The sequence below is a fragment of the Paenibacillus sp. FSL H3-0310 genome (assembly GCF_038002785.1).
Lineage (GTDB): Bacteria > Bacillota > Bacilli > Paenibacillales > Paenibacillaceae > Paenibacillus_AQ > Paenibacillus_AQ odorifer.
Genome location: NZ_JBBODC010000002.1, coordinates 549,350 through 568,828 on the forward strand (window position 1 = coordinate 549,350; position 19,479 = coordinate 568,828).

The following is a 19,479-nucleotide window of genomic DNA, read 5'->3' on the forward strand; positions in this document are numbered from 1 at the left end:
ATGTCCTCCTAAACTGTTACTTATTTATGAAATCAGATGCGTTACGATAGAATGAGGGGATAGCTCGCAGTTGGCAATCTCTTCGCCAAGCCCCAGGGTTACCGTGCGAACTTCTTCGCTCTCATTCATCAATATGACAGCAATGCTGCCGTCCGGATTACGGAATGCTGTGGATAGGATTCCTTCCGCTTCAGAAGTAAAGCCAATCCGTACCGCACCTGGCGCGATAAATTTACTGAAATGCCCGATATAATAATAAGAGCTGTTATAGTGCAATTCGTCTGTTGTTGTATCTGCAATAATTGGGGCATCACAGAGATTCCCTACATGATTGGGCCCGCCGGTCTCATCCAGTACCAGGTTCCAGTCCAGGTACCCTTCTGTCCATGCATTGAGATCCCCAATCATATTTCTGCCGTAACGTTCACCTGTAAACCATTCGCCAAGCTTGACGCCGCCCTCTTGACAGCCCTCAGTAAACAATAGATGTTTGTCAGGAAATAGATCATGTACCTTCTCTACCTTGTCGAACTCCTCACCACCATACCAGTGGATGCCTGTACCCCACACATATTGTGCAGCTTCAGGATCAGACAACACAACCGAAGCACGTTCGACCATAATATCGCGGTTATGATCCCAGATGACAATGTTCACATCGGAATGGCCTGCCTGCTGCATCACTGGACCGAGATGATTTTTAACAAAATCGCGTTCCTCTTCCGCACTATAAATACAAGAATCCCAGACTTGAACAGCAGCCGGCTCATTTTGCACGGAAACCGCCCAAATAGGTACGCCTTCCTTCCCATAAGCTTCGATAAATTTGGTATAATAGCGTGCCCAAACTTCAGCGTATTCTGGCTTGAGTGATCCTCCATTATTCATTTCACCATTTGTTTTCATCCATGCCGGAGGGCTCCAAGGAGACGCCAACATCGTGAACGGCCCGCCTTTTACCTGCATTGCATCCTTAATCAGCGGAAGCACCCACTTATGATCATGAGAGATATCAAAGGTAGCCAGCTCCGTATCATGATCAGCGACATAAGTATAATTTCCAAGAGCAAAGTCACAGCTATGGATATGAACACGACCCATGTTATAGCCTAACCCCTCTACCGGATGAAAATAGCGGTGAATAACCTCTGCCCGTTTCTCAGGACTGAGCCGTGACAACGTATAGGCCGCAGCTTCTGTGAAAGCGCCACCAAATCCTATCATCTTTTGGAACTCCTGCTCTGGCCTAAGCTCTACATCGGCAGATCCAGAATCTACTCTTGTGCTAAAAACAATTGCCTCTTTCGGAGTTAAGCGTTCCCCTGTATCTTTTGCAGTTACTACAGTTTGAACTTTTGCCATTTCATCCATCTCCTCTAATTGTTTTGTTACTAACAACAAGCACTGCCTTTACTGGATCACCATCCGATGTTAGGGTTCGGAGCGATGGGCCACTGAAACGTTTGAGAAAATTCAAGGAAGCCCTCGGTAAATTTTGATTTCATCTCAATTCGAAACCTATTATCGAAACCGGTTTCGATTATAACGAAAAAAAATGATCTAACGAGAGCAGGAAAAAAGCGGCATAACAATATGCCCATTATAGCCCTATTCCTCTGAATACGCTGTAGCAAATACCACATAGGAAAAATTCGAGCTATGATGTCCTCTACTTTATCAGGACTCTTTTCTCTACGTCAAGATTTATCCTGTGGATAGCAGCCCGCTCTCTGTAGTTATGGAATTTGATACAGCTCTAATTCCTGCTAGCCGGAGGCGCACAGGATTCCCGTTCGATCACTTCTACCGGAACTAAAACCGCTTCCTTATCCAACTGTTTCCCTTCAATCGATGCTAAAAGAATGTCCGCTGCCCGGCTTCCTAAAAGTGCCGTATCCTGACGAATGGTTGTCAATGCAGGTGTAACATACTCAGCTAGATCAATATCATCGTAACCCACAACTGAAATGTCCCGCGGTACGGAAAGTCCACTATCTTTTGCCGCCATAATAGCCCCTAAAGCTAACATGTCACCCGAAGCAAAAACAGCGGTTGGCCGATCAGGCAGCTTAAGAAGCTCCAGCATCGCATGGTAACCACTTTCACGAGAATAAAAAGCTCCATTCACAACATAGGACTCCGGCACGTCAAGCCCCTGCTGCTTCATAGCGTTCTTATACCCGAACTCCCGAGTTTTACCGGGAAAAGTGTTCATCCCCCCGGAAATATGAGCAATCTTGCGATGACCCAAAGAAACTAAATACTCTATCGCAAGCTGAGCTCCAGCCGTATTATCCGAACATACCGTATGCGACTGCGTAGTCTCAAAATCCAGAATCACAGTAGGAATATCACTCTCTAGCAGCTCACGGAAATAGGGGTCCTCGTAATCAGACAAGAAAACGACAACACCATCTACACCACGAATTCGGCAATTCTCCAAATACCCGCTTTGTTTACCCCCAACATCCTTGGAAATAAACATGAGGGCATACCCCTTATCCACAGCAACCTTCTTAAAGCTCTCAATCACAGCGCTAAAAAAGGGATGGCGAATACCAAATCCCGTATTCTCTACAAACAATACACCAATGGTCCATGATTTCTTAGTAGTCAGTGTACGGGCATGGGAATTCGGCAAATATCCCATTTCTTGGGCAACCCGGAAAATTTCCTGGCGAGTCTTCTCCCGTACATCGGAATAATTATTAAACGCCTTGGATACCGTTGTAGGAGAGTAACCGGTTCTTTTGGCAATATCGTATATAGTTGTCAATCCGGTTCACTCCTTGCCCAGACTAATGAAATACCTTCTGTTCACTGCAATTTTAACGTCTTTCGGTACCGCCGTCCAGCAAAAAGTAACTTTGTACGGAAGGAAGCAGCGTAACAGCTTGGATCAAAAGCCCTAGACTCATATAGACCAGATGTATGATTACCACACTGTCGAGCATATACGTCTGTACCATAATCCAAATGATTAGACCAAATCCGATATATAGGGACAATGCCCAGAAGCTATATAATTTCTTAAAGGGATTCAAAGTATTCACCCAATGCCATTCTGGTCTCTTTATCAACCCATATAACACGAACATAGGCAGGATACCAAATACTATGAATAGCAAAATACCCGGAATTAAAAAATCTGAAAATGGCGATCTTTCCAGCATAGATGTGGGTATATGTATCAGATCACCACTAGGATCTATGACCATTGACCCGCCTCCTGCTAACGCTCCAACCCCCAAAAATATATGAAGAATATAAAGCAATGTTACCGTAAACGGCCTTCTTTTGGTTGGCTTCATTTCAGTTCCCCTTCCCATGTTTAAAAAGTAGAGCATTCCTTATAGCTCTTTTCGATTTTACATGTTTTTCCTGAATGTCACCAAGACAGATATCACACAAAAAGCCGTATTTAAGCATTTTTTGAGTGCGATGTGAACGATTGTATTTTACGCTATACTAAGATTAGAACGAAATGTTAACCCTGCCGACTGAATCTAATAAATAAAATACATTGGATCCTAAAAAACAAGGAGACAGGACGGGCGCTAAGTTGCGCTGAACCTAACATATCTATGAACGATACCCATCTTTTATCCACCAAACAATGTACCTATTGCCAGCAACAGAAGCCGCTCTCTGAATTTCGTAAACGTACCGGCAAACGTTCCAAAGGCCAGTCTCGCCGTGGCGCTTGTCGGGAGTGCCGCAAACAACGACAAAACATAGATCTCACTCTTGCAGCAGGTCCCATTCCAGTACAACCTGATACCATTCAATCCCCTTCTTCAGCTGTCAAGGAACGCTCCAAACAAGGAAAGCCTTCTTCCACGGTTGCTTCTTCACCGCAATCCAACCCAAATCAGCGCATACGGGGCTTGGAACAACGAAGGAAACATTCTCATTCTCAAGGCGCGAAACTGAGTCCCGAAGATCCAACGCAATTGATTCCCTCTGCCAAAGGGAAAATTCTAATGCGTGGCCACAGTGATAAAGGACGGCGCTGGCATCAGGAAATTGACTACGAGCTTGCAGTTACTCTAGTCAGAGAACATGCCGCTATCGTAGTGAATCGCCGAACCATCCGCCGGATTTACAGCAATAAGGATTTCCGTGCTTATATATTGACCAGAGACAACTATACTTGCTACTTCTGTGGCTCCTATGGAGACACTATAGATCACTTGCTCCCCCGTGCTAAAGGTGGCCATACTACTCCGGATAATTGCGTTTGCGCTTGTACGTTATGTAATCAGACCAAAGCCGATCAGTCCGTTGAGGATTTTATGAGCAGATAAATAAGAAAAGCGCCCCAATTTCTGTTGATTAGGGGCGCTTTTTTATAAAAATCAAAGGTAAAGTTTATTATTGTTAGTTAGCAACAATATTCTTAACTCGTCCTACCTGTCCACTGGTTAAACGCACCTTGATGCCATGCGGATGTCGAGGTGAGTTCGTGAGAATATCCTTTACCGTTCCATGTGTTAGCTTACCCGTCGGCTGATCCTGCTTAAGCACAATATCCACTTCAAGCCCAGGACGAATATCGGCTCTTACCTGTCCGTTCATGATGTAATCCCCTTTCAATGGGTTATAATGTTGTCAACTATACTACATAAGGAGGAGACGTAATGGCCTTTGGCATCAACAGAGAAGAATTAACCCGCTGGAAAAAGGCTGTCTCCGCAGGAGAGATCGCTTTCTTAACCCATTACTGGCTAGACCCGCGTTTTCCCGGCATGACTACTGTCACCAAGGTCGGCTGTAGTGACCTAACCAGACTAACACATTGGTGTGAGGAAAATGGACTGCCGGCTAAATATATTCATAATCGTTCGCCATTCCCCCACTTTGACCTTTTGGGACCCAAACAAGCAGAAATCCTTCGGAAGGAAGGATTATGGGAACAGTTGGAACGTTTCAAAATGCTCTAAAATCACTTCTTTTTACGTAAATCCTGCATGATCTTGCGGCCGGTAGGTGTCTGTGCTAATCCGCCACCTGCGGTCTCGCGGTGTTTTTCTGGCATAGCTGAGCCTACCTCAAGCATGACCTTGATTACTTCATCTGAAGGAATCACGCTACGTACGCCAGCCAGTGCCATATCGGCGGCGGCGAGCGCGGTCACTGCACCGAATCCGTTTCTAACGATACAAGGAATCTCTACAAGTCCTCCCACCGGATCACAAATCAGTCCTAATGTGTTCTTAAGCGCCAGTCCAACAGCATGCACTGCTTGTGCAGGCGTTCCTCCACGCAGTTCGGTTAAAGCTCCTGCCGCCATCCCGATGGCCGACCCGACCTCCGCCTGACAGCCACCCTCTGCACCAGATACAAACGAATTGTTGGCAATGACATAACCGATCGCTCCTGCAGCGAACAAACCGGTAACCATATAGTCATCATCCCAGCCAAACCGTTCCTGGCAGCTGAGAAATACACCCGGAATAATTCCGCATGAACCTGCGGTAGGTGTAGCAATTATGCGGCCCATTGAGGCATTAACCTCGGACACAGCCAAGGCATAGGCCATTGCTTGACCAGCGGGTCCACCTAGGCATGGTTCATCTGCTGCGTTATAGGCTCCTACACGCTGGGCATCCATTCCCGTAAGACCGCTGCGCGAAGTGGTATCTTCATGCATCCCACGATGAACAGCCTCTTTCATCACCCCATAATATTCACGCATAGTGGCAAATTCCTGTTCACTGGAACGTCCCGATTCCGCGCTTTGCTCTTCAAGCATAAGGGCTCCAATGGTGAGGCCACGTTCCTCACATAATACAGCCAGTTGGCTAAGTGTTTGAAAATTCATGTTAAGCTTTCCTTCCCCTTCTCATCTTGCTTACCCTCGTTTAAATTAACCAATTTCACCGATTTCACCGCAGTGAGCGCTTTAAGCGCTTCAATAAGCTCTGGAGTAGCAGCTTCATCCAGCTCCAGCACCGTTAAGGCTGCACCGCTGCGATTCTTCCGATCCAGAGACATATGCCCTATATTAAATTGTCCGTTACGCATCACTTCTGTAACACTCGCCAAAACACCTAAATAATCCATATGATGAATCAATACCGTCGGATACATTCCCGTAAGCTTTACTCCAAAACCATCCACATCGACGATCTCAATGTTTCCACCACCGATGGATGTCCCCGTTAAAGTCAGCTCACTTCCTGTCTCTTGTCCGATAAGATGCAGTTTAACTGTGTTAGGATGAGGAAACAATCCCGTTCCTTGCTCAAAAGATACGTCCATCCCAGCTTCAGCCGCTAACTCCAGAGAGTCGGGTAACCGATGATCATCGGTAGCGTAATCCAAAAGTCCTCCGACAATAGCCCTGTCTGTGCCATGGCCCTGATAAGTAGCTGCAAAAGAACCAAAAAACGTCACTTCTGCCACACGCGGAACTTCACCCAGCACCTGCCTTGCAGCCCTTCCGATCCGTGCCGCACCGGCTGTATGCGAGCTTGAAGGCCCGACCATGGCCGGACCAATAATTGAAAACACATCTTTAAAACGCATAAAAGACCTCCTGCCTGCAAAATAGGCAATTATCAAACTCATATATAGTATACTGCACTGGCAGTCGGAGTTCACCGTTACATTTGCTGTGATATATCCACTTCTAATCTAATGATATTTTACTTAGATAGTATTTTCATTTCGCATCTTATGTATCACAAGATATCCTGGGAGTATAACATAATTCCACCTCTATACTGCCAGCCTATCCCTTCCCAGAATCCTCTTCCTTGTTCATTGGTTCCAATCACCATCAGATGACATTTTGCGATACCAGCTGTATGTAAATTACCGAGGCAACGCTTTACAAGCTCACGCCCGATGCCCATGCCTCGGCAGTCATTACTAACTGCAACATGATACATATAACCTCTTCGCCCATCATGTCCACACAATGCAGTTCCTACAATCCGGCCGTCTTCATTCTCGCAGATCTGGCTGAAGCCAGCATTACGCTCCAGATAACGCGTAATCTCCAGTCTCGAATCCGCTTCACTAAGTCCCATTCCCTCTGTATTTTCCCATAGCTGGTGGGCAGCTTCATAATCATCCGCAATCATCTCTCGATAATTCATGTCTATCCCCTCGCTTGTATAGAATGACAAAAAGCATAAAGAGCACTCCGCGGAAGCTTTTCCAGCATCAGCAGCGCTTCATAAGGGTCGCCTTCCAAGCCCAGCACTTGCGCGAAGGCAGGTTCGGTCTTCCACCCGTTTGTTTTCATTGTAATGATCTGCTGGCGAAAATCATTATCCAGCTGAGCTAGAATTTCCGCTTCAATGATCATATGTAAGTAACCATTCTGCAGAGCTGTGGGTCGCGGCTGCCCAAACAGTTCTATAGGCCAGCCACCGGCCATAAAGTTAATTTTCGTTCGTGGGACCCCATCAACCACACGCGATACACTAGTAAACTCATCCATGGTTCCGAAATATCGACTAACAATGTCCGTAAACTTTACGGAATCATGCACCTCACAAATAATATCCAGATCGCTGCCCTTCACCTGAATACCAAGCGGCACTGTGCCAACCAGCACCGGGTTATAGTCGGCCAGCAAACTCATAATATTTAATTTTCTTAACAGGGTATAGACCTCTTTTTGCACTGGAGTTCCACGATTCAGATAATCTATGTTTCGCCAATCATTCATCTCTGACAAACGCTCCCTCGAACTAGGTTATAAACACAGGCAGGACCGGATAACAGCGCACGCTTTTCTAGGCGCATGCATAGAAATATACGGAAGATAGAAGGCAAGGAGGAGTGTATGTAAAAATGAACCCCACCTACCCCTATTATGGGGAACAAACGATATGTAAGGAACAGCCTATTGCTTTTCCCCCACAGCACCAAGACCGTCAGCCTGGTCTAGAGAGTCTAATGAATCCTCGCCCCATCAGTGAAAATCCGGAGATCACCGGCAGCGGAAAGCTAAAAGGAAAAATTGCGCTCATCACCGGAGGCGACAGCGGAATTGGTAAAGCGGCGGCCATTGCTTTTGCAAAGGAAGGCGCAGATGTCGCTATAGCTTATTTATACGAAGCTTCAGATGCAGAGGTCACTCAGCGGCGAATTGAAGAATTAGGGCAACGTTGTTTGCGGATCGAAGTTGATTTACGCCATAAGGAAAACTGCTTCAAGGCTGTGGAGCATACCCTTCGCACTTTTGGCAAGCTGGACATCCTCGTCAACAATCATGGCGTCCAGTACCCGCAAAAAAGTATTCTGGATATCACGGAAGCACAGCTCTACCAAACGTTTCAGACGAATATATTTCCATTCTTTTACCTGACACAAGCCGCACTTCCACATCTAAAAAAAGGCGCAGCCATCATCAACACTGCTTCCATTACTGCCTATCAAGGAAATAAAGAGCTTATAGATTATTCCTCAACTAAAGGCGCGATCGTCTCCTTTACCCGCTCTTTAGCCTTATCACTCGTAGACTCTGGCATTCGTGTCAATAGCGTAGCTCCCGGACCCGTATGGACACCACTAATTCCCTCCAGCTACTCTGCAGATGAGGTTAGTGTATTTGGGACGGATACACCCTTTAAACGTGCCGCACAGCCATATGAGTTAGCAGGAGCCTATCTTTATTTAGCGGGACCGGATTCTTCGTATGTTACCGGGACATGTATTCATGTCAATGGTGGAGACATGGTCACCAGCTGATGCATTACACCACGAGAGGAATGTATATCAAATGAATAAGATAAATGATTATGATATCTCTTCTGTCCGCCTAAGCAGTGGCATGTACGCATTAACCAAATTAGCCTGCGCAGGGCTAACTTACGTCCTTATTACCTTACTTATGCTTGGATTTCCACAATCCGATGGAATTCCTGAAGGCTGGCCACTATCGATTCCTTATGCCATTTATGCTTATGGATTGCCTGCGGCGTTAGTAGCAGATGTACTGCTGCGTATTCTGCGCTCCAAATCCCCTATCCTGCCCCTTGCTGTATATGTCGTCACGGGTTTTGGTGCAGGTCTATGGCTGGCAGCGGAACAAGGTGCAGAGTATCTGCTATGGGGTCTGGGTGGAGTCCTGGGACTACTCCTTCTCAGAGTGACCCAGCTTGGTGTAGAAAGGTTTCCTCTGTTGCTGCCAGTATTCGCCCTATTTCTGCCACTGCTCTGCTTACTGCTGTCATAAGCTTTATTAGGGATACTCAAAGCGCTTCAATGATATCTCCGGCAATAATAGCCGCCGGATTATTCCGCTGACGGGCTGCTTCCTCTCCTGCTAATCCGTGCAGGTATACCCCAAAAGCTGCTGCCTGCGTAGCATGAAGTCCCTGAGCCAGCAGGCTGGAAATCATGCCCGTTAGCACATCACCAGCTCCACCAGTGCCCATGCCGGGATGGCCTGTGGTATTTACATAAGCTTGCCCTTCAGGAGTTGCTATCACGGTATGTGCTCCTTTTAACACAAGCGTAACCCCATGCTCCTTGGCATAGTCCATAGCCAGACCGATTCGGTCACGTTGGACCTCAGCCGTAGTTAGGTTAGCCAGGCGAGCCATTTCGCCTGGGTGAGGTGTCAGAATTACAGAATGACGGCGCCGCGCCCAACTCTTATAATCGGAGTCAGCCAGAATATTTAAAGCATCCGCATCGATAACCAGCGGGCAATCACTGCCTTCCCAAAGACTGCGAAGCCAATCTGTATCACCCGGGAACCGTCCAAGACCTGGTCCCACAGCGATTACATTTCGCTCTTCGCTTAACTTCAGTAGCTCGGACGCGGTCTCAGCCTCCCAGTTTCCCTCTTCACTGCCACCTACATCAGCCAGCATGAGTTCAGGAACAACACCGATGACGGAAGGTAACAGCTTCTTAGGAAGCGCCCACGTCACCAGTCCGCAGCCCGTGCGCAGCGCAGCACGGGCTGCCAGTAGTCCGGCGCCGCTCATCCGTAAGGTGCCGGCAGCAAGGAGTACATGCCCATAAGTTCCCTTATGGCCTTCTGGTGACCGCCGCCGGGCCAGATCGACACCCAGATGGGCATGCAGCACTTCCGGTGTCAGCAGGTGAACCTGCACACCGCTGTTAAGAGCCAGAGCAGTCGGAATGCCGATGGCCCGTACCTTGACATGCCCCGCTGCGCCTGCACCGGGGTATTGCAGGAGGCCTCGCTTGAGAAACGCGAGGCATACCGTCACTGACGCATGAATGCAAGGCTCATGCGTCTCTCCTGTGTCCGCGTTCAGACCACTGGGGATGTCCGCGGACACAATGACCTTGCCGCTGCTGTTCGCTGCGGCAATCAGCTCCGCATAGGCGCCGCGCGGGGCTCCCGCGCCGCCGGTGCCGAGCAGCGCATCCAGGATGCCGCTGCACTCGGCAAGGTCCAGCCGATCCCTGCCGTATACTACGGCAGGCAGGCCCATGGCTGCAGCCGCATCGCGCTGCAGGGCGGCCTCGCCGGAGAGCAACTCCGGCGGCACCGCATAGACGAGCGTGACGGCGATGCCGGTCTCGCGAAGGTACCGTGCGGCGGCGAGGCCATCGCCGCCGTTGTTGCCTTTGCCGACGAGGATAAACCATCGCTCGGCGGCGGCAGAGGCAAGCGTCAGCGCATGATCTGCGCTGACCTTAAATGCCTTGCCTGGGTCACCCAGCGCGGCCTGCTTTAGCCCGGCATCGTTCCCTTCGGCTGCATCTCTGCAGCCTGCCACGCCTCTCTCCCGGCAAAGCGCGATGATCTCCTCTGCGATAACTCTTCCCGCATTCTCCATCAGCGCAATCGCTGGAATCCCCAGCTGCTGGATCGTTTCGCTGTCCAGCTGCCTCATTTGCTCAGCAGTTACCAGATACATGATTTAGCCCCTTTCCGCTATCTACCGTTCCAAAGCTTCACACGCAATTCCAAGTACAATCCCGAGCGCAAGTCCGGCGCAAGTCTGATATCAGTAAGCGACAGTAAATCTGGCCCGACTAAAATTCCCTTCCTCCAGCTCGTCCACCATAGCTACAGCGAAATCCTCCACACTAATCTTGCTTTCACCATTCTCATCTAGAATAAGACGGTCCAATCCGATGCGGAAATGACCTGTACGACGACCTGGATGAACTACCGCAGCAGGACTGAGATACGTATAATCCAATTCTGTATTTTTGTAAATCTCATAAGCCTGCGCATGCGCCTCTGCAACTGGTTTAAACTCTTCCGGAAAATCCGGTGTATTCATCAGCAGCTCTCCAGTTTCAGTCTTTAAGCTACCTGCACCTCCAATAACCAACAGCCGATTTAACCCTGCCGTCTGCATACCCTCCACCAACGCTTTTGCCGCCGTAATCAGATCCTGCTCGTGGCCCGCTCCTGGTCCATAAGCACTGATTACCTCTTCATGGCCACGGACCGCAGCTGCTACTGAAGCCGGATCAAGAATATCCACCGTTGTGACATGTAAACGCTCGTGTTCGAGAGTTACTGACTCTGGATTGCGTACCGCAGCTGTTACTTCGTGTTTTCTTTTTAATGCCTCCTGTACAATTGCCTTTCCAATCGTTCCTGAAGCGCCCAATATTACAACATCCATCTTGTTGTTCCTCACATTCTACGAGCAAGGCCATTATCGTGCAGCCTTCCTGCTCAATTTTTTTTTGATGCTCATCTGAATAGCTTTCCCTTACAGCCTTTAAACATTATTTATCCGCTCAAATCCGATCGAAACCAGACGGCGCCTACTACTCCACTTCCAGACCAAAAACCCCTTAACCAATACAAGGGGCACTCTCTACTAAAAAAGCAGCATGAATTTGCCTTAGCTTAGCAACGCAAAAACATTCCCTGAGAACGTGGCATAACCGATTCAAAACCATATTGTGCATAGAGCTTCGAGGCTTCTCCATCTGCAATCAGACTTACATAAGCCTTGTCCGGTACAGTATTAAGGAACTCTCTAATTTCCCGCATGATCAGCTTTCCCAAACCTCGTCCTTGATGTGAAGGCTTGACCGCAATATCTGTGACCTGAAAAAAGCATCCCCCATCGCCAATCACCCGCCCCATCCCGATTAGGTTATTCTCCTCATACAAAGTTACCGCAAAAATAGAACGAGGCAAACCGATCGCTGCACCTTCCACACTCATTTCACTCAGCCCAGCTTCTTTTCTCAGCGCCAAATACTGTTCCACTGAAGGCTGTTCATGGCGTATATCAAGCTTACTAGTTGTTTCCATCCGCACTCCTCCGTTCAGCATTGCTGTTCCCACTATATACGACTGCATGGTTCACAGGCAAGGCTCACTGCTAGGGATGTTTTTGAAACTGAGGGATAAGCATTATATTCTTGAATTCCTTTACTGACTGTGTGGAATAGTATCTGTAACAATATTTTTAAAAGGGTGGGTGAAGCATTATGTCTCCTGTAGCCAAGCTGTTTAAATGGGGAACATGCCTTTATGAAGCTTTTCTGGCTCTGCCGTTGATTGGCGGACTCTTTATCATTGCTAATGGTTGGGTCCCTTTGGCCATTGCCTTTTTGCTTCATGCTGTAGCCGTTGTTGTGCTGCAAAGAGAACATAAACCATTCATGGGTAACGTTCTGGGCATTATCACCTCGATTTTAGCTTTTGTTCCGATCGTTGGTTGGATTATGCACGCCATTACTGCGTTCATCCTGTTGATGGAGGGCGTATCCGCCTCACGCCAAGCCCCTCGTTATTAACAAACGTACTGCGTCATCAAAATATGTAGCTATCCCACGGGCCGAATCATTTGTAAAAGTCGTAAAAAGACAGATCATCCTCTGCGACCTACCTACGGACCCAGATGACATATTGCTGTGTTTTTACTCATGAGCGGTCTGCTTCAACAATCATCATCATTCCCGGCGACCTGCGGACCCAGATGACATATTGCTGTGTTCTTACTCATGAGCGGTCTGCTTCAACAATCATCATCATTCCCTGCGCTTACGGACCCAGATGACATATTGCTGTGTTTTTACTCATGAGCGGTCTGCTTCAACAATCATCATTCCTGCGACCTAGGGACCCAGATGACGTTATTTGCACCTTTTCAGCTTTTGAAGCGTGGTTTCGGACTCCAGGGACGTTATTGCTTAGAATCAGGTCCATATGTGGTGTTTTTTATGCCAATAGCGGCTATGCGGTCCGTTAGCGGGGCAAATGTGGCATAATACTGCGTTTAGTGTCAACTGAGTCCGATGGGGTGCGACATATGGTGCGTCATACGTGCCAAATATCAAGCATACGAAGAAAAAGGAGTTGCCCCAGCAGCCATTTTGTGGCTTATGTGACAACTCCATAATCTTTTATCCAAAAAGATGATATATACCTTTATAATTGCCCAGAGATTGAATCAACGTCCCGCCGATTGAGAATCGGCCCGCCGGCTGCCGCTTTCACCAATATAACGTCCATTTGCGTTGCCACTGCTATTCTCAAACCGTTTGCGTTCCGTACGCTCCATCTGAACAATCTGACCTTCATGAACCACAATATGCAATGAGCCAAATTCCATATCATCCAGAAGTCCTGCAATCCGCGTAAGCCATAAATCGTCCACTTTCAGCGGTTTAGCCATTCTCTAGCCTCCCTTTCTCACCAAAGGATTATATCCGCCTAAATTCCTTTTTTCCTCAATTCCGTTATTACCAACCAGTATACTATGAATTAACTTAGCATGGAACTAAAAGTCATGTCAATGGGCATTTTTTCGCGACAACCAGCTTTTAATAATCATCGTTACCAAAGCCAATAACAGGAGCAAAGAAGCTACTGCAAAAGATGCTGAAAATTGATATTCGTTGTACAAAATCTCAACATGCAGCGGCAGCGTATTCGTCTCCCCACGGATATGCCCGGACACCACAGAAACCGCACCAAACTCACCCATGGCCCGCGCATTACACAAAATAATGCCGTATAGTAACCCCCATTTAATATTAGGCAGCGTGACTCTGAAAAAGATTTGCCACCCATGTGCGCCGAGTGTAATTGCCGCTTCTTCCTCCTGTGTACCCTGATCCTCCATCAGCGGGATTAACTCACGCGCTACAAAAGGAAACGTCACAAACAACGTGGCTAGCACGATACCCGGAAGCGCAAATACGATCTTAATATCATGGGCGCTCAGCCAAGGGCCAAACCATCCGTTTGCTCCGAAGACGAGTACAAAGATTAGGCCGCCGATGACTGGCGAGACTGCAAAAGGGAGATCAATCAAGGTGATCAGAAACCCTTTGCCGCGGAAACGGAACTTGGTTACAGCCCACGCCGCTGTTACACCAAAAAAGGTATTCAGAGGCACAGTTATCGCCGCAACAAGCAGCGTCAATCGCAGCGCTGAGCGGGCATCCGGATCAGTCAGGGCAGCAATATATACGTCCCAGCCCTTCTTAAGTGCCTCGGTTAACACAACAACTAATGGCAGAGCAATCAGCCAAAAAAGGACTAGCCCAGCCGCTCCGATCAACACCCATTTTACAATTGGGGTTTCCGTTGTCGCGGACGAGGACGCATTCTTTTGTAGCCGGGGGGTATGGAGAGGGACGGTACCGGCCAAAATTATTCCTCCTTTAAAGGGTTTTACGAAGACAAGATAGCTTGGAAAATTCAGTATCGACGGCAGATATCGAGTGTCTCCGAGTAAGTTTGAACATGTTCGGACGTCTGCTGTCATGGCAATTACCTCAACGAGAAGTCTTACGAACCCAGCGCTGAAGTGTGTTAATAACAAGTAACATTAAGAAAGAGATGAGGAGCAATAGCAGGGCTACGGCGGTAGCTCCGGCATAATCATATTGCTCCAGTTTAGACATAATAAGCAGCGGAGCAATCTCCGTCCTCATCGGCATGTTACCGGAGATGAACACGACGGAGCCGAATTCACCGATGCCCCGAGCAAAAGCTAGAGCAAAACCTGTTAGCAATGGCGGGAACAGCTCGGGCAGGACTACTGAGCGAAAGGTTCTCCAGCGGCCTGCGCCAAGGGTTGCCGAAGCCTCCTCCATATCTCTGTCCAAATCCTCCAGCACCGGCTGCACCGTCCGGACAACGAACGGTATGCCGATGAACATCAAAGCCAAGGTAATCCCGAGCGGAGTGAATGCCACCTTTAATCCCAGCGGCTCAAGCCAAGACCCAATCCAGCCATTGCCTGCATAGAGCGCCGTCAAGGAGACACCAGCTACAGCTGTCGGCAAGGCAAACGGGAGATCGATCAGCGCATCAAATATTCTTTTGCCCGGAAATTCATAACGTACCAGTACCCACGCCAGCAAAAGACCTAGAATTGCATCTACAAAAGCAGCCGCAGCAGCTGTCGACAGGCTCACACGATACGAAGCTAATACCCGCGGGTCCGTAGCTACATCCCAGAATTTCGCCCAGCTCAGACCTGTAGAATTGAACAGTAGCGCCGAAAGTGGCAGTAGAACCACTAGACTCAGGTATAAAACACTGTAGCCCATCGTCAGCCCGAAGCCGGGCAGTATTTTGCGCCGCGTTGCTGCTGGTGCAGCCGTAGTGGTGACATTCATCCCCTATTCATCCTTTCTCGCCTTCGGCCTTTTAGCCGATCAGCCCCTACCGGGACAAATCTCAATGATCATATTCTGCATTTCATTCATCTGTTATTTGGCACCTGGCACATAAATCTTGTCAAAGATCCCGCCATCATTAAAATGTTTCTCTTGCGTTTCTTTCCAGGTTCCGAATTTGTCAGCCAATGTAAACAGCTTGATTTCCGGGAACTTATCTTTGTATTCTTCTTTCACGCTATCTAATGTAGGACGGTAGTAATTCTCAGCCGCGATTTTTTGTCCCTCTTCACTATAGAGATACTTCAGGTACGCCTCGGATACCTCACGCGTGTCTCTTTTGTCCACAACCTTATCTACTATAGCTACTGGCGGTTCAGCCAGAATACTCTCCGAAGGATTCACGATATCAAATTTGTCCGGTCCCAGCTCTTCCACAGATAAATAGGCTTCATTCTCCCATGCGATCAGCACATCACCAATTCCACGCTCCACAAACGTTGTCGTAGATCCACGCGCACCGGTATCCAGCACTGGCACATGCTTGAACAGTTCTTTTACAAATTCCTCAGCCTTAGCCTCATCGTTATTGTTCTGGTCTAGTGCATAACCCCAAGCCGCCAAGTAGTTCCAGCGTGCTCCACCTGATGTTTTCGGGTTTGGTGTAATAACCTCTACGCCCTCTTTGAGCAGATCTGGCCAATCCTTGATTCCTTTCGGATTCCCTTTGCGTACAAGGAACACGATAGTCGAGGTGTAAGGTGAGCTGTTATGATCGAATTTACTTTGCCAGCCCTCGTTGATTAGTCCCTTTTCCTGCAAGGCATCAATATCATAACCAAGTGCTAATGTCACAACATCCGCTTCCAGGCCATCAAGCACAGCACGGCTTTGTTTCCCCGATCCACCGTGGGATTGTTTAATGGTGACCTTCTGTCCTGTTTCTTTCTCCCAATAGGCAGCAAAAGCTTTATTATAATTCTCGTACAATTCGCGAGTAGGGTCATAAGATACGTTCAGTAGTTCTACTGGATCTTTAGATGGAGTTTTGGTGGCTTCAGCCGCATTTGTGGCCTCCGCTGAATTGGTTGTTGCTGGTGCGTCTGTTGCCGGACTAGCACTATTGCCGTTATTGTTATTGCTGCCGCAAGCAGCAGTAAGCCCTGCCGTCAGCAACAAGCTAAACCCTACAAGAAGCCCTTTATTCATCTTTTTCTTCATCTTTTCCACTCCCCCATGTTTTTTCGTACCAGACAAACCCTTGGGTAACACAAAAAGAACGGAGGAAAGCCTACGTATGGCAGGTCAAACCGGTCCTAAGACCGTGTCTGCGAGCCTAATGCAGGCGTTCCTCCGTTCGTACGGTAAGAACCTTCTTCAATTATTCCTATCTACTTAGTTGGTTTATATGGATATAATACTGAAACCCTTTAACTGTGTCAAACCTTTTTTTCCAGCCTATGTCAAAGAAAACTCCCACACACCACACCATACAAGCTATGGGGTCGGTTCCTGTAAGATCCACTTGTTATTGATGCTATAAAGTAATATTATTGCTACAGCTTATGGGTTAAGAGAAATTACCGCTTTATGTCAGGGGAGAGAGTCATGGGTATGGATTTAGAGTACGTCCCTGTGCCGTTGAAACCGCGGCTCCACAGACGTATGGCTCAAGAAATTGGACGAAGAATTAGGGGAACCTACCGTTACGATACAGCAGTTTGGAGAACAGCAATAGCCGGTCTGTGGATAATATGCTTTTTAGCCTTTAGTACTGCCGTGTTAGGCATTCCTACTGGATTAGGTAAACCTACCGATATCGCTCTTGCTGCAGGTGCAGGCACTGTCCTGCTGGCGATTTCTGGCAATATCTTGGCTGTTCTGCTAGCGTTGACCGGACTGCGTATCCCAAGATTATTCGCAGGCTGTGTATTGAGTGATTTTGGAGCTATTCTACTAATCTTATATTATGCGGATTTTGAGATTGAGGCTGCGGTTGTCATTGCGGTCGTGCTTGCACTGCTAGGAGCACTAGGCGGATTAGCCATTGGCCTGCTCCGCAGCAAAAGAATAACATTAGGACTTCTGCTAACAGTGGCAGTGACTTTTTCCCCACTTGCGCTGGCAAGCGGAGTGCAAGAACTGCCTATTTCAGAGTCGGTCGACATCAACGATACGGAAGTTGTTCCACTTACAGCCTCCGATCCTGGAAAACCAGGTAATCTAGCTTATCAGACCTTCACCTATGCCAGTGGTACCGATCTACATCGTGCCGAATACGGTAAGGATACAAGCTTGATATCCTCTACGGCCGATGCTTCTGCTTATATTAAGGATTGGTCAAAGCTGCGCACTTTATTCTGGGGTTTCGATTATAAGGCACTTCCCTTGAATGGTCGCGTATGGATGCCAGAAGGTGAAGGTCCTTATCCAGTAGTACTGATGGTGCACGGCAACCATATGATGGAAGATTACTCTGATGGCGGGTACGCTTATCTCGGCGAACTATTGGCAAGCCGGGGATTTATCGCGATCTCGCTCGATGAGAATTTCCTGAATTATTCTGCTTGGTCCGGTATTCCGGACAATGATTTTAAAGTACGGACTTGGATCCTACTGAAACATTTAGAGCAGCTAGCAGATTTTTCAGATGATCCGGGCAGTCCTTTTTATCAGAAAATAGATTTCACAAAAACCGCCCTGCTCGGCCATAGCCGCGGAGGACAAGCCGTAGCTATGGCCGCGGATGCCACTCGTTGGTTCAAGGATGATCCGGTGATGGCGGCAGTTAATCGCTTTAATATAACCTCTGTAATCGCGCTTGCACCAACGGACAAAACGATAGATGACCAGCAAGCCCGTCTCAAAGACATCAATTATTTGACCCTGCAGGGAGCCCGCGATGGAGATGTACATGATTTCTATGGTGATCGGCAGTATATACGTACCTCCTATTCCCAAGGATCATCTGCTTTCAAAAGCTCGCTGTATATTGCGGACGCCAATCACAGTCAATTCAACAGCGATTGGGGCGGGTATGATCAGACCTTGCCAGCTGGACTCTTCTTAAATCGGGCACAAATCATGGATGCAGACAAACAACGGCAAATCGCTAAGGTCTATGTATCAGCTTTCTTGGAGACCACCTTGCATAAAAAGGAGGAATACCAAAGCTTGTTCCGGGATTATCGCAGCGGGCTGAAGTGGTTACCAGATACCGCCTACTACAATCGATTCCAAAGCGGGGGATATCGTCCTGTAGCCACATTCGACGATGACCGTAACAAAAACACAGTAGAACTGGGAACAGCAGAAGCATCGGGTGTTTCTTGGTCAGAAGAGCTGGCTAAAGACCGGGAGTCAAAAAGCAAAGCCACCTATGGTGTTGTCCTTGAACGCACAGCCAGCAAAAACGAAGAAGCTTATTACAACATTAAGCTTAACGACAGTGTCCGTACTGAAACTGCTCTTTTAGGGGCAGATGGCCTTACGTTCTCTATGGCAAATCTGAATGGTGACATTAGTGAAGAAATGGATGTTCCACTACCTCCAAAGGTTGAGGTGGAGTTAACTGACCATAATGATACCTCAGCCCGCTTGACGCTGGATGAAGTAATGGACATACTGCCGCTTCCACAAACTCAGTTCACGTTATTCCCATGGCTTGAAGAGCGGATAAACGATGGCAAATACGGTGACCTTTCCGAAGCTGTATTTCAAACCTACGAGATGCCGTTCGAACAATTTCAAGAGGAAGAACCAGAGCTGGATCCTGACAACCTGACGGAAATCACCTTCTATCTTGATGAAGAAGGCGACCGGATCATGCTGGATGACATCGGTTTTTACGATTTAGGTATCCGAAATACATTTTAAAAAATCACTTGCTATTATCCTTAGGTCTTCATTTGCAAAATAGGGCTA

21 protein-coding genes are annotated in these 19,479 nt (G+C 47.8%); 6 read left to right on the forward strand and 15 right to left on the reverse strand.

The genetic code is table 11. The features are described from left to right. Positions 1-24: 24 nt before the first annotated feature. From MHH63_RS21860 to MHH63_RS21870, 3 genes are all read right to left on the reverse strand, one after another. Positions 25-1,362 (reverse strand): glycoside hydrolase family 30 protein, encoded by a 1,338-nt coding sequence (locus MHH63_RS21860; RefSeq protein WP_076185207.1) that lies wholly within the window; start codon positions 1,360-1,362, stop codon positions 25-27. 394 nt (positions 1,363-1,756) lie between these two features. Then, positions 1,757-2,776: a LacI family DNA-binding transcriptional regulator gene (locus tag MHH63_RS21865; protein WP_339170961.1), complete on the reverse strand. Its 1,020-nt coding sequence runs from the start codon at positions 2,774-2,776 to the stop codon at positions 1,757-1,759. Between the two features lie 52 nt (positions 2,777-2,828). Then, on the reverse strand, positions 2,829-3,218 hold the full coding sequence (locus MHH63_RS21870) for a hypothetical protein (RefSeq protein WP_248549100.1): 390 nt from the start codon (positions 3,216-3,218) through the stop codon (positions 2,829-2,831). Positions 3,219-3,584: 366 nt separating this feature from the next. Here MHH63_RS21870 and MHH63_RS21875 point away from each other — a divergent pair, with 366 nt between their 5' ends. After that, positions 3,585-4,307 (forward strand): HNH endonuclease, encoded by a 723-nt coding sequence (locus tag MHH63_RS21875; RefSeq protein WP_339170960.1) that lies wholly within the window; start codon positions 3,585-3,587, stop codon positions 4,305-4,307. 73 nt (positions 4,308-4,380) lie between these two features. On the opposite strand, the gene MHH63_RS21880 is transcribed toward MHH63_RS21875, so the two are convergent. Beyond that, entirely contained in the window at positions 4,381-4,578 is a 198-nt protein-coding gene (locus MHH63_RS21880; protein ID WP_036682616.1) for a YwbE family protein, read from the reverse strand. A gap of 62 nt (positions 4,579-4,640) precedes the next feature. Between MHH63_RS21880 and MHH63_RS21885 the strand changes: the two genes are divergently transcribed. Continuing rightward, on the forward strand, positions 4,641-4,943 hold the full coding sequence (locus MHH63_RS21885; protein ID WP_341172108.1) for a hypothetical protein: 303 nt from the start codon (positions 4,641-4,643) through the stop codon (positions 4,941-4,943). A 2-nt stretch (positions 4,944-4,945) separates the two neighbouring features. Here the strand turns inward: MHH63_RS21885 and sdaAA are convergent, their stop codons facing one another. From sdaAA to MHH63_RS21905, 4 genes are all read right to left on the reverse strand, one after another. After that, positions 4,946-5,824 (reverse strand): L-serine ammonia-lyase, iron-sulfur-dependent, subunit alpha, encoded by an 879-nt coding sequence (gene sdaAA, locus MHH63_RS21890; protein WP_076124557.1) that lies wholly within the window; start codon positions 5,822-5,824, stop codon positions 4,946-4,948. Beyond that, positions 5,821-6,531 carry an L-serine ammonia-lyase, iron-sulfur-dependent subunit beta gene (gene sdaAB, locus MHH63_RS21895; protein WP_076124558.1) on the reverse strand — a complete coding sequence of 237 codons (711 nt, stop codon included), beginning with the start codon at positions 6,529-6,531 and terminating at the stop codon, positions 5,821-5,823. The genes sdaAA and sdaAB overlap by 4 nt, the downstream gene beginning before the upstream one ends. Before the next feature lie 155 nt (positions 6,532-6,686). Beyond that, on the reverse strand, positions 6,687-7,106 hold the full coding sequence (locus MHH63_RS21900; protein ID WP_076124560.1) for a GNAT family N-acetyltransferase: 420 nt from the start codon (positions 7,104-7,106) through the stop codon (positions 6,687-6,689). A gap of 2 nt (positions 7,107-7,108) precedes the next feature. Beyond that, the gene (locus MHH63_RS21905; RefSeq protein WP_076302335.1) at positions 7,109-7,684 is read right to left on the reverse strand and encodes a DUF4269 domain-containing protein; all 576 of its coding nucleotides are present in this window, start codon (positions 7,682-7,684) and stop codon (positions 7,109-7,111) included. A gap of 125 nt (positions 7,685-7,809) precedes the next feature. Here MHH63_RS21905 and MHH63_RS21910 point away from each other — a divergent pair, with 125 nt between their 5' ends. Together MHH63_RS21910 and MHH63_RS21915 are read left to right on the forward strand one after the other, a co-directional pair. Continuing rightward, positions 7,810-8,709 carry an SDR family oxidoreductase gene (locus MHH63_RS21910; RefSeq protein WP_076142074.1) on the forward strand — a complete coding sequence of 300 codons (900 nt, stop codon included), beginning with the start codon at positions 7,810-7,812 and terminating at the stop codon, positions 8,707-8,709. Between the two features lie 31 nt (positions 8,710-8,740). Then, positions 8,741-9,196, forward strand: coding sequence for a hypothetical protein (locus MHH63_RS21915; RefSeq protein ID WP_076142073.1), 456 nt, complete (start codon positions 8,741-8,743; stop codon positions 9,194-9,196). A gap of 16 nt (positions 9,197-9,212) precedes the next feature. Here the strand turns inward: MHH63_RS21915 and MHH63_RS21920 are convergent, their stop codons facing one another. The 3 genes from MHH63_RS21920 to MHH63_RS21930 form a co-directional block, all read right to left on the reverse strand. Next, positions 9,213-10,862, reverse strand: a complete 1,650-nt coding sequence (locus tag MHH63_RS21920; RefSeq protein WP_341172109.1) for an NAD(P)H-hydrate dehydratase — start codon at positions 10,860-10,862, stop codon at positions 9,213-9,215. A 90-nt stretch (positions 10,863-10,952) separates the two neighbouring features. Further along, positions 10,953-11,585 carry an NAD(P)-dependent oxidoreductase gene (locus tag MHH63_RS21925; protein WP_076306498.1) on the reverse strand — a complete coding sequence of 211 codons (633 nt, stop codon included), beginning with the start codon at positions 11,583-11,585 and terminating at the stop codon, positions 10,953-10,955. A 230-nt stretch (positions 11,586-11,815) separates the two neighbouring features. Further along, entirely contained in the window at positions 11,816-12,229 is a 414-nt protein-coding gene (locus MHH63_RS21930; RefSeq protein WP_081386322.1) for a GNAT family N-acetyltransferase, read from the reverse strand. 179 nt (positions 12,230-12,408) lie between these two features. On the opposite strand from MHH63_RS21930, the gene MHH63_RS21935 reads away from it, so the two are divergent. Next, entirely contained in the window at positions 12,409-12,717 is a 309-nt protein-coding gene (locus MHH63_RS21935) for a hypothetical protein (RefSeq protein ID WP_076134873.1), read from the forward strand. Between the two features lie 656 nt (positions 12,718-13,373). On the opposite strand, the gene MHH63_RS21940 is transcribed toward MHH63_RS21935, so the two are convergent. From MHH63_RS21940 to MHH63_RS21955, 4 genes are all read right to left on the reverse strand, one after another. Further along, positions 13,374-13,598: a YezD family protein gene (locus MHH63_RS21940; protein WP_076101319.1), complete on the reverse strand. Its 225-nt coding sequence runs from the start codon at positions 13,596-13,598 to the stop codon at positions 13,374-13,376. A 117-nt stretch (positions 13,599-13,715) separates the two neighbouring features. Continuing rightward, complete coding sequence (cysW, locus tag MHH63_RS21945) at positions 13,716-14,579, reverse strand: sulfate ABC transporter permease subunit CysW (RefSeq protein ID WP_076101318.1); 864 nt, start codon at positions 14,577-14,579, stop codon at positions 13,716-13,718. Between the two features lie 127 nt (positions 14,580-14,706). Then, positions 14,707-15,555, reverse strand: a complete 849-nt coding sequence (gene cysT, locus MHH63_RS21950; RefSeq protein ID WP_076124574.1) for a sulfate ABC transporter permease subunit CysT — start codon at positions 15,553-15,555, stop codon at positions 14,707-14,709. Between the two features lie 93 nt (positions 15,556-15,648). Then, the gene (locus MHH63_RS21955; protein ID WP_036682645.1) at positions 15,649-16,776 is read right to left on the reverse strand and encodes a sulfate ABC transporter substrate-binding protein; all 1,128 of its coding nucleotides are present in this window, start codon (positions 16,774-16,776) and stop codon (positions 15,649-15,651) included. A gap of 387 nt (positions 16,777-17,163) precedes the next feature. On the opposite strand from MHH63_RS21955, the gene MHH63_RS21960 reads away from it, so the two are divergent. Then, a complete protein-coding gene (locus tag MHH63_RS21960; protein ID WP_341172110.1) occupies positions 17,164-19,431 on the forward strand; it encodes an alpha/beta hydrolase family protein in 2,268 nt (755 codons plus the stop codon). Positions 19,432-19,479: the final 48 nt, after the last annotated feature.